Annotated in this window: 16 protein-coding genes; 4 read left to right on the forward strand and 12 right to left on the reverse strand. The window is 40.7% G+C overall.

Annotation, left to right across the window (positions count from 1 at the left end; genetic code table 11):
- Positions 1-343 precede the first annotated feature (343 nt).
- The gene (locus tag G3T18_RS04395; RefSeq protein WP_224409315.1) at positions 344-1963 is read left to right on the forward strand and encodes a DUF4114 domain-containing protein; all 1620 of its coding nucleotides are present in this window, start codon (positions 344-346) and stop codon (positions 1961-1963) included.
- 162 nt (positions 1964-2125) lie between these two features.
- On the opposite strand, the gene G3T18_RS04400 is transcribed toward G3T18_RS04395, so the two are convergent.
- The 4 genes from G3T18_RS04400 to G3T18_RS04415 all read right to left on the reverse strand — a co-directional run bounded on the left by G3T18_RS04400 (position 2126) and on the right by G3T18_RS04415 (position 5258).
- Positions 2126-2311 (reverse strand): hypothetical protein, encoded by a 186-nt coding sequence (locus G3T18_RS04400; protein WP_224409316.1) that lies wholly within the window; start codon positions 2309-2311, stop codon positions 2126-2128.
- Positions 2312-2337: 26 nt separating this feature from the next.
- Positions 2338-2835: a tetratricopeptide repeat protein gene (locus tag G3T18_RS04405; RefSeq protein ID WP_224409317.1), complete on the reverse strand. Its 498-nt coding sequence runs from the start codon at positions 2833-2835 to the stop codon at positions 2338-2340.
- A 58-nt stretch (positions 2836-2893) separates the two neighbouring features.
- The gene (locus tag G3T18_RS04410) at positions 2894-4513 is read right to left on the reverse strand and encodes a protein kinase domain-containing protein (RefSeq protein WP_224409318.1); all 1620 of its coding nucleotides are present in this window, start codon (positions 4511-4513) and stop codon (positions 2894-2896) included.
- Between the two features lie 127 nt (positions 4514-4640).
- A complete protein-coding gene (locus G3T18_RS04415; protein WP_224409319.1) occupies positions 4641-5258 on the reverse strand; it encodes a LysE family translocator in 618 nt (205 codons plus the stop codon).
- 122 nt (positions 5259-5380) lie between these two features.
- Between G3T18_RS04415 and G3T18_RS04420 the strand changes: the two genes are divergently transcribed.
- Entirely contained in the window at positions 5381-5860 is a 480-nt protein-coding gene (locus tag G3T18_RS04420) for an Lrp/AsnC family transcriptional regulator (RefSeq protein WP_224409320.1), read from the forward strand.
- 115 nt (positions 5861-5975) lie between these two features.
- On the opposite strand, the gene infC is transcribed toward G3T18_RS04420, so the two are convergent.
- Positions 5976-6497, reverse strand: a complete 522-nt coding sequence (gene infC / locus G3T18_RS04425) for a translation initiation factor IF-3 (RefSeq protein ID WP_318013930.1) — start codon at positions 6495-6497, stop codon at positions 5976-5978.
- Between the two features lie 98 nt (positions 6498-6595).
- Positions 6596-7393, reverse strand: a complete 798-nt coding sequence (locus G3T18_RS04430) for an SDR family NAD(P)-dependent oxidoreductase (protein ID WP_224409321.1) — start codon at positions 7391-7393, stop codon at positions 6596-6598.
- A 97-nt stretch (positions 7394-7490) separates the two neighbouring features.
- On the opposite strand from G3T18_RS04430, the gene G3T18_RS04435 reads away from it, so the two are divergent.
- Entirely contained in the window at positions 7491-8051 is a 561-nt protein-coding gene (locus G3T18_RS04435) for a DUF1810 domain-containing protein (RefSeq protein ID WP_224409322.1), read from the forward strand.
- 27 nt (positions 8052-8078) lie between these two features.
- On the opposite strand, the gene G3T18_RS04440 is transcribed toward G3T18_RS04435, so the two are convergent.
- From G3T18_RS04440 to G3T18_RS04450, 3 genes are all read right to left on the reverse strand, one after another.
- On the reverse strand, positions 8079-9278 hold the full coding sequence (locus tag G3T18_RS04440; protein WP_224409323.1) for an aspartate aminotransferase: 1200 nt from the start codon (positions 9276-9278) through the stop codon (positions 8079-8081).
- A 76-nt stretch (positions 9279-9354) separates the two neighbouring features.
- Positions 9355-10533, reverse strand: a complete 1179-nt coding sequence (locus G3T18_RS04445) for an iron-containing alcohol dehydrogenase family protein (RefSeq protein WP_224409324.1) — start codon at positions 10531-10533, stop codon at positions 9355-9357.
- A 63-nt stretch (positions 10534-10596) separates the two neighbouring features.
- Complete coding sequence (locus tag G3T18_RS04450) at positions 10597-11115, reverse strand: Ycf51 family protein (protein WP_224409325.1); 519 nt, start codon at positions 11113-11115, stop codon at positions 10597-10599.
- A 275-nt stretch (positions 11116-11390) separates the two neighbouring features.
- On the opposite strand from G3T18_RS04450, the gene G3T18_RS04455 reads away from it, so the two are divergent.
- On the forward strand, positions 11391-11900 hold the full coding sequence (locus G3T18_RS04455; protein ID WP_224409326.1) for a tetratricopeptide repeat protein: 510 nt from the start codon (positions 11391-11393) through the stop codon (positions 11898-11900).
- A gap of 125 nt (positions 11901-12025) precedes the next feature.
- Here the strand turns inward: G3T18_RS04455 and G3T18_RS04460 are convergent, their stop codons facing one another.
- The 3 genes from G3T18_RS04460 to apcB form a co-directional block, all read right to left on the reverse strand.
- Positions 12026-13171 carry an FtsW/RodA/SpoVE family cell cycle protein gene (locus G3T18_RS04460; RefSeq protein ID WP_224409399.1) on the reverse strand — a complete coding sequence of 382 codons (1146 nt, stop codon included), beginning with the start codon at positions 13169-13171 and terminating at the stop codon, positions 12026-12028.
- A 317-nt stretch (positions 13172-13488) separates the two neighbouring features.
- Complete coding sequence (locus G3T18_RS04465; protein WP_224409327.1) at positions 13489-13692, reverse strand: phycobilisome linker polypeptide; 204 nt, start codon at positions 13690-13692, stop codon at positions 13489-13491.
- Between the two features lie 265 nt (positions 13693-13957).
- Complete coding sequence (gene apcB, locus G3T18_RS04470; protein ID WP_224409328.1) at positions 13958-14443, reverse strand: allophycocyanin subunit beta; 486 nt, start codon at positions 14441-14443, stop codon at positions 13958-13960.
- Between the last annotated feature and the right edge of the window lie 77 nt (positions 14444-14520).

The raw sequence follows: 14520 nt of genomic DNA on the forward strand, positions 1-14520 counted from the left end.
CGGCTAATATTCTCAAAAAAGTAGCGGCGACTTTGAAATTTTCTCTCAAAGGAGTCAGTAGGGGCGCTTTGACTACGCCAAATAGAGTCCATTTTTGGATGGCTTAAGAATCCCCTCCCTTTAGCAACGCGGAGGGAGGGGAGCAGTCAATGACTGGAATACAATTGGTAATGCTAGTATTCAAACCGCCGACTTTGGTAACTCTCCGACTGAAGGACAGTTTCAAGCTTTAATTACTACTGGTAATAATTCAGTCAGCGATTTTGAATTAGAAAGTTTTCTCGGATTAAATGGGGGAATATTAGATAATCTGGGTAACGGAAATGCGATTGAAGGGTCTGCCTTGCAATTTATTCCGATAACTGTCGAAGCTGGCGAGATTCTTAGTTTTGATTGGAATTTCCTGACTAATGAGTCTATTCCTGGCACTGTTTATAACGACTTGGGTTTGGTTTCTATTTCCTCAGATTTAGCCAAGTTAGCCGATACTAATAGTAACTTGTTCCGCTCTAGCAACTCTTTTGGTCTAGAAACAAATTATGGAACGTTCAGTTACGAGTTTACAACGGCTGGTACTTTTACGGTAGGAATTGCGGTAGTAGACACTGGCAACCAAGCTGTTGATTCAGCATTGCTGATTGATAATTTGAGATTAGAATCTGCTCAAGTATTTGGTTTTGAAACTGGTGATTTTACTGATTGGCAAGTTATCGGTGATGCTAGTATCCACACTGCTGAATTTGGTCTTAATCCAACTGAAGGGACGTTTCAGGCTTTGATTACTACTAACGATAATGCTGTTAGCGGTGAGGAAATTGCTAGTTTTCTAGGATTAAATTCTGCTCAGATTAGTAGTTTGGGTAATGGCAATGTTGCTGAGGCTTCAGCTTTACAATTAATGCCGATAACAGTCAAAGCTGGAGATGTTTTAAGTTTTGATTGGAATTTCTTAACTAATGAATCTACTCCTAGTAGTTCGTTTAATGATTTTGGCTTTGTCTCAATTTCTAATTCTTTGTTCGAGTTAGTGGATACAAATAGTTCTTTTGATTCTTTCAATAGTCAATTTCGTTCCCAGACTGGTTACGGTAGTTTTAGTTATGAATTTACTCAGGGAGGTACTTACACAATTGGTATTGGAGTAGCAGATGCAGAAGATCCTGCGGTTAATTCGGCATTACTAATTGATAACTTAAAAATTGTCTCGAATACTTCCAAAGTTAAACTTAGCAATCAATCTGAGACAGTATTGAGCAATGATGCTAATGAACTAATCTCGCCGCGCGCTAATTCTCACTCATCTGTAACAAAATTATCAACCAGTGAATCGTCACCACTAACTGATGTTACTTCAGTAACCACGAGTAATCAATCCGAGACAGGGCTGGGCAATGGTGTCAATGAACCAATCTCCGATTTCGTTAATTCTCAGTCATCTCTAACACAATCGTCAACTACCAACTCACCAGAATTAATTGATTTAACTTCATCGACAAATCAATCAGTACCAGTTACTATTCCAGTAGTTGAAAGCGATGCAGCTTTTGAGAATTTTGCAGGTTTGTACGCTGTGGAAAACTCGCGCGGAACGGTTATCGATCCTTTAACTGGTCAACGTTTCGATCCTGGAGAAGCAGGTTATATTGGTGCAGCGATTCGCCAAAGTCAGCTTCCCGGTAAAGGAGTCAGTTTCAATCGCGACGGTATTGATGCAGCAACCATTTTTCTCGAAAGTTCTCTATACGCACCATTTCTGATTGCTGATGGCACACCCGAAAAGCTTTTGGATGCTAATTCTGCTAACGATCCTGCGGTTTACTTTGCTTTCGCCAATGCTAACCCAGATCGACAAAATCACCTTCGTGCGCTAGGAAACAATACTTTTGGTTTTGAGGATATGTTTGGCGGTGGCGACTTTGACTTCAACGATCTGACGTTTAGTGCTGATTACGCGATCGCCTAAACTTGTTTCAAATACAATGATGTTTTCTGAACATTGTTACTTTGTAGAGGCGTTATACATAACGTCTCTACACAATATATTTAACATTCTCTTTTCAATTTCATCTTACAGAATGATAATTTAACTATCACAATTACTAACAAGAGAAAATGTCTGACGGAGTTATAAGCTAGGTTTTGGTTTAGAATCAGGTAATTCTGGAGAAGGTTTTCCTTTTTTCAATTGATAGCCTTGTCTTTCTAACTGTTTGACAAATTGAGTTGAGTCATATTTCGGTTTAGGAGATTCGGAAGATGGCTTGGCTTTGGCTTCTCTTCGTTGTTGTTTAAGTTTAGCTTGTTTACCCATAAAATTCTCCTCGCTTGAGAGTTAAATTAGTTTCTGAGATAAATTAGGGCGGAGTTACGCTTTTGCCTTGCTAAATCAAAATCTGGAAAAATTTTTAAAGCTTCGTCGAAAGAAGATACTGCTTCTTGGTAACGTCCCAATTGCATAAACATGATACCGTTATTATACCAAGTTCTCGACATTAGATCGGCGCGATCGGGATTAATTTTTATTACTTGGTGATAAGATTCGACGGCTTCGTTAAAGCGTCCGAGACTGCTGAGAATTACAGCCCGATTATACCAAGTTAAAGCCAAAGATTCATCATCGATATTTTCAAAAGAAAGGGCGCGATCGCAAGCGGCGATCGCTTCTGTGGGGTTATTAGATTCGCTACAAGATTGCGCCCAGTATTCAAAGTTATTCTCTGGTTGTGCGATTTCTTGTGCTAGCAGTCTAACTTGGAAATTACTCACCACCGAAGTTGCGATCGCCAAGAAACTAACTATTGTCGATATTCCCAAAATCCTAAAATTAGTTTTCATCTTACTTTACTAGCAAAAAACCTCAAAATAGTCCTAAATTACCAGTAATCTTGTTAGTTTAAGTAATTTCTTTTGGTAATGGTATGCCGACGCTAGTATGAAAATCTTTTTGTACTTTACGGGCAAGTCGGCGCGAAACTTGACGGACAATTTGTCTTAACAAACGATCCCCAGTGCTTTCTACAATTGTAGCTGGCATATTACGAATAAAGCCAGGAAATTGCACGGCAACTTCTAAATTTAGCTGCCAGATCCATTGAGTAAAAACCGCAGGTATTGCTGCATTTGAAGATTCTGGAAATGTAAATTTTGTTCCTTCAAAAGGAACTTCTTGTAAATAAAAGCTCCCTTGAAAATCTACCTCATAACCAGGAGGAGTATAATCCGCTAAAGGAATAGTGCTAATCCGATAAATTCCTCGATCGTCTGGCGGTACTAATTCTAAACCAATTCTAACTTCTTGTTCGTAGTTAAAAGCACCATAACGCCCGATTAATAAATCGTAGGCATTAGCACCCATTGGCGAGACTTGCATTGGTGTAGCGCAGCGAGGAAACCAACTGTTATGCTGAGTAAGATATTCAGCTACTCGTGCTTTTGGGGCGTATAGTTTGATAGAATCTTCATAATATAGGTGAAATCGAGTCCAGTCCAAGGCGATCGCCTCAGACACTTTACTTGATACGGTACTAGAAAATGCTTTGATTTTATTACCTAAAGCTACACGAACTTTAGGCTTATTTCCTTCTATTTGAATGTCATTTTGCTTGTCTAAGTTTTCTAAATCTTTCATTACTTCCCCAACAAATTTATAGCGCTGCTTGATATTCATTTTAATCATTTTGTCAAGCAAATTTGCTAATTCTTTACTTACTGGATTAGCTACTAAATAATGTCGCCATATTAACTCACTTTCGAGCGCGTCGTAAAGGTCAAACGGCTCAACATTAGTGAGTAAATGAATACAAGTAACACCCAAGCTAAAAATATCGCTAGCAAAGATAGCTTTGCCAAAACTTTGTTCCGGTGCGACATAACTTGCTGAGCCAATTTGCGTTCCTGTTTTGGCAAAATTTACCGGATTCAGATATTTAGCCGCACCAAAATCTACTAATACTAAATTGCCTTTTTCTTCTGCTAAACTAGAGTGAGAATAAACTTGACGACGGATAATGTTTTCTGGTTTAATATCGCGGTGAATTATTTTTTCGGAATGAATAAATTGCAAAACTGGTAATAAATCTCTAAGCAAATTTTTGATTTTACTTTCGTTAAAGGCTCCGGTTTCTGTTAATTCTTGAGCTAAATTTTGTCCTTCAATAAATTCTTGAATAATATAGAGGCGTTGCTCTTGCTCAAAATGAGCTAAAAGTTCGGGGATTTGCGGATGTTTTCCTAAAGCTTCTAAACGCTCTGCTTCTTGATGAAATAAAATTGCTGCTTTCTGAGGATTACTAGTACCTTGAGATTGAGGATAAAACTGTTTAATCGCGCAGTGAGGTTGAGAGGGTTTATACTCATCTCTAGCTAAAAAAGTTCTGCCAAAACCACCACCACCAAGAGGTTTTATAGCACGATAGCGTTCGGCTAGCAAGAGTTTAGTTCCGCAATTTTGGCAAAACTTATTTTGGTGCGGATTTTGTGGTTTTGGGCAATTAGGATTAAGACAGTAGCTCATTGTGATGCGATCGCTAGATAATAAGTGTAAGGCAATTTTCCAAGAGAATCGCGTTTTTTTTCAATTCAGGATAATTAAAAAGTTGTAAATCGCTATCTTGGAAAGAAATGAGCGTTTAACTAGCATTTTAAATTTTTAAACTGAAAATTGCTAGTAGTCCCAAGCTGACGATCGCTACCCCAGAAATGCGGTTAAGCAGGTGCATTCTTCGCAAAATTGCTTGTTGGCGAAACAGAGAGATGCCACTGCATAGTAACAGCCACCAGAAAGTTGAACCTGCAAAAACTCCGACAACTAATGCCATTGCTTCCGCGAGGCTGCGGCGATCGCTACCTAAGCCTACACTAGCAAACACTCCCGCAAAAGAGATAATTGTCGTCGGGTTGCTCAAAGTGAGGAGAAACGTTGAAAAATAAGCATTCAGCCAGCCTTGACTGTTTGAGGAAGTTGTTTGTTTTGCTGGTGGTTGGCGAAAAGTCTTCACTCCCAAGTAACACAGGAAAACACCACCGAGTAACCGCAACCAAAATTCTTGTTGAATCAAGAAATTAGAGATCAAACTTAAGCCAAATCCTGCGATACTACCATAAATAGCATCCGCAGTAGCCGCACCTAGCCCGGAAACAAAACCAACTAGATATCCCTGAGTTAGGGTGCGATTAATGCACAATAAGCCAATAACTCCCACTGGCGCAGCGATCGCGAAACCAATCGCTACCCCTTGCCCAAAAAAACTAATTTCCATAGTTTTAAACTCTACTATTAAGGTTTACCTTAAATTAATTTAGATAATTTATTGCTCATTTTGAACAGTAATTTCTAAGTATTTTTGTCAAAATACATAAAAAATCAAGGTAAAAAGTGATTATGGCTTTAAATAATGACAAATTAAAATTATTAGACGAAACAAGCTGGCAACTGTTAGAGGCTTTACAAACTAACGCACGGCTTTCTTTTTCTGAATTAGGGCGGATGGTAAAACTATCCTCACCAGCCGCCGCCGAAAGAATCAGGCGTTTAGAAGAAGCGGGAGTGATTCTGGGATATCAAGCGCAATTGAATGCAAAAGAAATTGGTTTACCTCTAAGTGCCATAATTCAACTAACTACTTCTCCAGAAAAGTATCCGCAAATTATTGCCTTACTTCATGAGTTGCCAGAAGTGTTAGAATGTCATCATGTAACGGGAAATTACTCTTTGTTCCTCAAAGTAATTTCTTCTTCGATTTCTCATCTAGAGGAGTTGATTGGTAAACTCAGTTTGCACGGAAAAACGAGTACCTCGATTATACTTTCTTCGCCAATCAACGCCAGAGCAATAAATTCCCAGTCCTTTCCTCGAATTTAAACTACTAACAAATGTGTTTTTGGGAGATTTTTCGCTCTTTTCCTCAACGATCGCCCAAAAAAAATTACCTCCCTAGTGGGAGGTATTTTTTTAATTGAATGAAGAGAAAATTAATTTAAGAAGCCGGAACCACTTGGACGATCAGCGATCGCCGATCGAAGGTTTGTACTTTTGCGGCTTCACCGAGATCCGAAATTACTCTTTCTAGTAATTCAATTGCGCGATCGCGGTGTTGACGTTCCCGACCTCGTAAGCGAACTTGAAACTTAACTAAATTGCCTTTGTCCAACCATTGTACTGCTCTGTCGATGCGGATGCCATAATCAGAGTCACCCACGTTAGGACGAAGTTTAACTTCTTTGAGAGTTGGTTTCGCACTCTGATTTTGACGCTGACGCTTTTGTTGTTGGTACTTATGTTTACCGTAGTCGAGAATTTTTGCTACGGGAGCGTCATTTTTTCTCTGCGAAACGACCACTAAATCTAGTCCGGCTTGTTTCGCTTCTCGTAAAGCTTCTGAAGTGTCAGTTAAACCACGATTGTTGTTTTCTTTGTCGATCAACAAAACTTGGTCAGCTTTGATATGACGGTTAATCTGTTGCTTAGACTTAAATGCGATAACAATTTCTCCTGTAATTCAACATTGGTGTTGTTACTACCATACTAGCTTAACTATCAATAATCTCTCATTGATAAATGAGAGATTTTAAGAATCTGCAAAATCAAAGTATAAGTTTACACGCTAGCGACTGAACCACCATCGACTCGATAATTAGAACCGACTACAAAACTAGCTAATTCTGAGCAAAGGAAAGCAATGACTGCGGCTACTTCTTGAGGTTTTCCTCGTCGTTTCAGTTCCAAATGAGGACGTTTCTCTTCCAGAAAAGTAGCGATCGCTTTATCGAAGCTTACTCCTAACTTTTGCGATCGCTTCTCCATCATTTTGTCGGTCATTGGTGTCTCGATAAATGCTGGAGCCACACTATTGACTAAAATCCCATCTTGTGCATAAGCTTTCGATAAATTTTTCGCCAGATTGATAATTGCCGCTTTGGCGGCACAGTAAGGCATTTCATCAGGATAAGGCTGAAGCGCATCTTCGGAACTAACTAAAACGATTCTTCCCCAACCTGCTTCGCGCATCGAAGGAATAAAAGCGCGACAAACTCGGACTGCTGCCATCAAGTCTACATCAAGAGTATCAAACCAATCGCGATCGCTGAGTTCGAGAAATTCTTTCGTAGCCCCGGTAATTCCTGCCGCATTAACCAGAATATTAACTTCACCAAAGCGATCGAGAATCTGCTTTTGGGCTGATTCTACATCTTCTAAATTAGTTAAATCTGCTTGTACCGGAAAAGTTTCACCAACTTTTTTAACTTCCTCCACTGCTTGTTCGAGTTTGTCCGCAGTTTTATCCACTAAAGCAATTTTCGCACCTTCGGAAGCAAGTAATTTCGCAGTTTCTTGACCGATACCCGAATCTCCTCCAGTAATTACAGCTACTTTTCCTTTGATTCCAAAATCCATCTGAATAATATCTCCGATAATTTAGCCAGATTCAACACTTAAAATTAATTAGCCTATTGATGGTAAATAAAAGCATTTTGTGCGAATCCTGTCGCTCATGATAAAAATTATTAAGATATTTTTTGTCTATCGTGGAGTAGAGATATTTACTCAGTTTGACAATTCAGCGCAGGAGTTAAACATGATTCCCCAAAATCATACTACAAGCGATGATGACCAATTTGACTTAAATCGCTTCCTCAAAGCCCAAGCAAGAGTCTACGATCCTGTAATTACCGAGTTAAGAAATGGTCGAAAGCGAACTCATTGGATGTGGTATATCTTGCCACAGATAGATGGATTAGCCCAAAGTGCAACTTCAAAACATTATGCAATCAAAAGCAGAGAAGAAGCAGAAGCATATCTCAATCATCCTATTTTGGGAAAAAGATTATTAGAATGTACCGAAACAGTTTTAGCGATCGAGGGACGTACAATTTCGGAAATATTTGGTTATCCTGACGACCTCAAGCTAAAATCTTCCATGACTTTGTTTGCTCATTTAACAAGTCCTAATTCAGTATTTTTGCGCGTACTGGATAAATATTTTCAGGGAGAAAAAGATTTCAAAACACTCCAGTTATTAGAGAAACTTTCAGGAGAAAAAAATGTTATGTAGAGACGTTGCACGCAACGTCTCTAGCTATTAAACCAAAGCTTCAGATTGATAGCGAATACCTGCTTGCTGAAAACGCCGTAAAGCTTCACCCAAGCGATCGCGATCGGCAATTAAACTAACTCTCACGTATCCTTCTCCAGCCGCACCAAAAGCATTTCCTGGTGTTACCACAACTCCGGTTTTTTGTAAAGTATCTAAAGCAAAATCTGTGGAACTCATTGACGGCGGACAAGGAACCCAGAGATACATTGTTGCTTTCGATTTTGGCACATTCCAACCTAATTTTCCTAAACCTTGAATCAGGAAATCGCGTCGAGTTCGATAGCGATCTTGTACTTGTTGAACGTAGCTATCTGGTAATTGTAAAGCAGTTTCCGCCGCCGATTGAATCGCCGAAAAAATGCCATAATCCAAGTTAGTTTTCAAAGTCCGCAAACCTTGAATAATTTGCGAATTACCAACCACAAAACCAACGCGCCAACCAGCCATATTGTAAGTCTTAGAAAGCGTGTGAAACTCAACACCAATTTCTTTTGCCCCTGGAATTTCTAATAAACTCGTTGGTTGATAGCCATCAAAAGCTAATTCAGCATAACAAAGATCGTGAACCAACAAAATTTGGTAGCGACGGGCAAAAGCAACAATTTCCTCAAAAAATTCCCTGGGTGCAGTGGCAGTTGTGGGATTATTAGGATAGTTAAAATAAAGAATTTTTGCTCTTTCAGCTACTCGATCGGGAATCGCTGTGAGATCGATCAACCAATCTTGTTCAGCCTGGAGATGCAAATTGTAAATTTCGCCACCCGCGATCGCCGGACCGCGAAAATGAGCGGGATAGGCTGGGGAAGGAACTAAAACCACATCTCCCGGATTCACATAAGCCAAAGCCAGGTGAGTCAATCCTTCCTTAGAACCCAACAATGGCAAAGCTTCGCTATCCGAATCAAGATTAACACCGTAGCGACGATGATACCACTTGGCGATCGCACTGCGAAAACTCGCCGTGCCTTCAAAAGGAGGATAACCGTGATTTTGGGCATGGGCAAAAGCCGCGATCGCTGCTTCAATTACAGGTTGAGGCGCAGATCCATCCGGGTTGCCCATCCCTAAATCTATTAAATCTAATCCTTGTTCTCTCGCACGCGCTTTTAACTCATCGAGACGGGCAAATACATAAGGCGGTAAAGCGCTAAGGCGTTTTGCAGGGGCGATCCAATCTAGTTTCATCAGTTAACAGTTATCAGTTACCAGTTATTAGTTACTAATCATCCCATCATCTCATCATCGCATCATCCAAACAATCTCAATCCTCACTAACTACCGAAGAGACACTGCGACTCGCTTCTCCAGGTAAAGTAGTGGAAACCATTGCCGCCATTAGTTGTTCCGGTGACACAGAAAACGGCAGTCGATGAATATCTGAATCAGGATGACAAGCAATTTCGGCAGCTTGTCGTAATTCAGCTAAGGTCACATTTTCTAGTCCTAAAGCTTCTAAACTAGTAGGTAAACCAATCTCAGCGTAGAACTTTAATAACTGTTGTCTGGCTGAAGCGGCTAATTGATTATTTTGGACCATTTCTTCGAGGCGTAGCTGAACGAGAATACCGTAAGCTACTTTTTCCCCATGTAAAGCATCGTGGGCGGCGGCTATATGCGTCAAGCCGTTATGGACGGCGTGTGCAGCGACGGTTCGACAAGCAGCGCCACCCAATCCACCAATCACTCCCGCTAACAAGACAGTCGCATCAACCACTTCCCGCCAATCTTCACCACCAGGAGATTCTAAAGCAGCCGCCGATTTTTGGAAGAGAAGATCGCGCAAAACTCTTGCTTGTTGAACTGCGGCAATAATCAGAGTAGAAGTAGAACTACCGCTACTCACAGAAGCTTCGTACCATTTAGCGATCGCGTCGCCAATTCCTGCTACTAAAGTTCGTTTTGGCGCTGTTTCAATCAGATTGTAATCGAGAATCAGTAAATCCGGACAGCGATCGAGGGCAACATCATATTGAAATGCACCCTCATCTGAATAAATATTAGAAAGTGCCGTCCAAGCTGCACAAGTGGCGGCGGAAGTCGGTATCGTCACTACAGGTAACTGAGATTTATAGCCCAGTAATTTAGCTGTATCCATCGCTTTTCCGCCACCCACACCAATTATTAAATCTGCTCGATCTTGGGCAACTTTATTTTTCAGTTCCGCGAGAGAAACTTCGGAACAATCAGGATTATAAGTTGCGGAAGATACTGTTAGTTGATGTTTGTTAAAGAGTGGTTGTAGCTGATTTTTTACAAAATCGAGAGTGCGAGATCCGCCCACTACTAAAGGACGCTCGCCCAAACTAGCCATATTTTTCATTGCTTGTTCGATTATCCCAGCACCTCGGAAAACTTGATTTGGCGCTATAGATAAAGATGTGAAAACGTTAGTTTTTGTCTTAGGATTACTTGACAATTCAGCAGCAGTTTTTTTGACCATATTTTCTAAGCTTAGAAGTCAATAACTAATTATTTATAACTGGTAAATGCGCTGGCGCGATCGCTAAGAGGTTGATTCAGCTAGCTGCGCGAAACTTTCTGAGAAAATTTCTAAAGCTAGTTCATCGTCATTGCGATCGGACAGCGATCGCCTTACTTGACCTAAGTATAACGGCTGAGAAAGCCCTGGTTCGGGGTGAACGATCGTTCTCGCGCGGATCGTTAAGCGATCGCTACTTCCTCCCAATCTTCCCGAAGAATATAAATCAGCCGCAGCTTGGCGTAAAGTTGCTTCTAATTCCGATTTCGTTATCTCTGGAGGTACAGCAATTACTGCTTGATTTGCACCATTATCATAAACCACCGAAAAGCGCACTGAACCGGGAATTACTGTATGACTAAATAAACCCAATTCTAGGGCAAATAAACCCACCGTCAACACTCCCATAAAGCCGGTAACGCCTACTAAACGGAAGCGAATACCCCATTTGAAAATAAACCCTAAACCAGCAATAACTAAACCAACTAAGGTTAAAATTCCCGACCATTTAGCATAGGTATAAAAATCGAGTGAAATTTCCATCTTTCTTTTATTTTTTAACTATTATCATCTAAATTTTTCTGGAAAAAGCTAAATTTTAATTATTTTTCACTAACTGTCAATTTGGCTTTTTTATTGTTACTTAATTCTACTTAATTCGCACTTATAACCAGTAAGATCTATCGATAGAGCTATCCCTTTAATAGTAAATACTTGGTGTAAATACCAACCTCTGACAGAGGCAAGAAAAATTATTTCTGTTCATTATTTAAGTATAACGAGCGAAATAATAATTGTCTAAAAAAGAGAAAATTACCATGAAAATTACTAATTTTATTAAGTGCTTACCTGCGATTTTAACTATTGGTTTGTTTTTCCCTTTAGGAGCATCAGCGCAATCAGTAGAAACTCCAGCGAGCAATTCAGTTACCAGTGACGAACCTGCTGGTACAAATTACAACGAACCTCCTTACAATCGCTATATGAGATTAGGCTACGCTGCTTCTCAGAGAGGAGATTACACTGACGCATTGAGGTATTTTGCGAGTGCGCTAGCAGAACGTCCGCGCGATCGCAATGCGACCCTTGCTTACTGGAATGTCTATGATATTATCAACAACCAAACCCAGCAGCAAGCAGCAACGAATAATTCTGAGATTGAAAGCGATTACGATCGCTACATGAGAATCGGTTACGATGCTACTCAGCAAGAAGACTATCAAACCGCTTTGATTAATTTTAGACGAGCGCTCGAAGAACGTCCTCAAGATCCCTACGCACTCCAAGCAATTAGAAACGTTTCTACTTATATTAATCGAGGTCAATAGAGATTGGTGATTGGTGATTGGTGACTGGGGACTAGGTTCAGTTATCAGTGAACAGTTTATTCGCTAATTGCTTCTTTTCTCCAATCTCTACTGAAAACTGATAACTGAAAACCCCCAGTCCCCAATCACCTCGTAGGGACTCCTCGACGTTGGGTTCCACCTCTAGAAGGACGAGGTTTTTGCAGAGGAACTACTTCGGCTTCATTGCTTTCTCTAGCAACCCGAATCAGTAAAGCCATGCTAATTAAACTAGCAATAATCGAATTACCGCCGTAACTAAACAACGGTAAAGGTAAACCAGTGGTAGGTAAAGCCCCAGTAGCGACACCAATATTAATTAAAGATTGTCCGACAATCAAAATCATTACGCCGATCGCTACTAATCTTTGTACCGGATGCCGTGATTTGGAAGCAACTACGAGAGCCATTGTCGCATAAGTCATCAGTAGCAAAAGCAAAACCAAGCTACCGACAAAGCCAAATTCTTCAGCAAAGACGGCAAAAATAAAGTCTGTATGTTGAATGGGTAAATAAAACAGCTTTTGTTGAGAGAGTCCAAAACCAGATCCCCAAGTACCGCCAGATCCTACTGCTAACAAGCTTTGTACTAATTGATAGCCATCACCCATCGGATCGTTCCAAGGATTGAGAAAAGACATTACTCGACGGCGCTGGTAATCTTGGAGACTAATACTAATTAAAGCGGAAATAAATCCGGCGATCGCGACTCCTGAGAGTTGGAAATAAGGCAATCCGGCTGCGAGGGCGATTAGCCATAATGTCATCCCACACAACGCGGTAGTACTTAAATTTGGCTGTAACAAAATTCCCCCTAAAATGAGGGCGAAAACTAACAGCCACCAACCGCGAACTAGCCAACTATGGCGTTCCCACTGTCCGAATAAGCAAGCACCTTGAATTACTAAGAAGGGTTTGAGTAATTCAGACGGCTGCATTACTAACGAGCCAACTGGTATCCAACGAGTTGCACCGTTGATCGTCGTTCCTACTCCTGGAACTAAGGTAAAGATTAGCAAACCCAGTAAGACTAAAACCATCCAACGGGCTGTTTTGAGCAAATATTGCAGTGGCGATCGCACGAGGATATTAAATGCCACTAAGCCGATTAAGACCCACAGTAGTTGTCTTTTGAAATAATACAGCCCATCTCCATACTCGGCATCAGCGATCGGATAAGAGGCTGAAAACAAAGTTACTAAGCCGATCGACAGCCAAATAAAAGTCAACCAACGCAGCAAACGTGCTTCCATAGCCCAAGAACGGACTTCGGGGTCGAAAAAGGGAATTAAATAGCGTAGAACTACCAACAATTACTTACACCGTTTCGCTATTGTCATCTTATCTTCTCTGCTCTGAAAAACAAGCAAGATTTTTGAATTCAGCTATAGTAGAGAACGAATTTGCTCAAGACATCCTCATTTTCGGAAAACCTTGCTAGCTTATGCTTCGATCGTTGTTAACTGTTAACTGTTTACTGTTCGCTCACTGCTATAGCTTCAACCTTTTCTTACACGCAAAAAAGAGGTCTATAACGACCTCCCCAGATGATTTCAAGAGTTTAATTATTTTATAGCAATCCGGTATTCGTGCCTCTTTTTCCGGTAGCTAACTCTACCTTCATAATTTTGCCGCCCATTTTCATGATTCGCTGTTGCTCGCGGAACCAGTTATCATAAGGAACCAATTTTGTAAAGTAAGTATTCTGTAATTCTCGCTGAGTCCGAATCCGAGTTTGACTGGGAACGCAAGCAGTCACTTTAAACATTCGCATGGTACTACTTTCTCCTTCTGTTTTTAGTGGGAAAAATTTTCTTATCTTTAGTTTCTCAAAGAATTCCGATGAGCTTGCTTACTCTAGTCTAGTGCTTGGTATACAAAACTTAACACATATAGCAAAGTTCGGGGGTCAAGAGTCAATACTAGCTCGTCAAAACAAATCTTCACTTAGACAAGCCTTGAAACAGCTAGCACTCACTCTGGACTTCCCGAACCTTTAAGCGATCTCTACCAGCAAGCTCAGAACACCAGAGCGAATTTTAGCTCAAGCCAGAGCAGATGTAGTCGAAGTAGACGCCCATTTCTTTACCTGCATCAGCACCTACTAAGCTAGCGGTTACTTCTTTCATAGCTTGAATAGCATTAACAGTAGCGCCGATGGGTACTCCGAGGGAGTTGTAGGTTTCTTTTAAACCGTTGAGTACGCGCTCGTCAAGAATGGAAGGATCGCCTGCTAACATTGCGTAGGTAGCGTAGCGTAGATAGTAGTCTAAGTCGCGAATACAAGCTGCATAGCGACGGGTGGTGTACATATTACCACCGGGACGAGTGATATCAGAATACAACAAGGACTTAGCAACAGCTTCCTTAACAATTGCTGCTGCATTAGCACTGATTACACTAGCTGCACGAACGCGTAGTTCGCCAGTTTGGAAATAGCCCTTGAGCTTATCCATTGCGCTAGAGTCAAGGTATTTACCTTGAACGTCAGCCGAGTTGATTACTGAGGTAATTGCGTCTTGCATGATTTTTTTCCTTTTTTCTGCACGCCAAAGGCGCTGATTTCACCTAGTTTTGTTAACGAGCTTTGAACAGCAGAATA

It is taken from the genome of Oscillatoria salina IIICB1 (assembly GCF_020144665.1).
Taxonomy (GTDB): Bacteria; Cyanobacteriota; Cyanobacteriia; order Cyanobacteriales; family SIO1D9; genus IIICB1.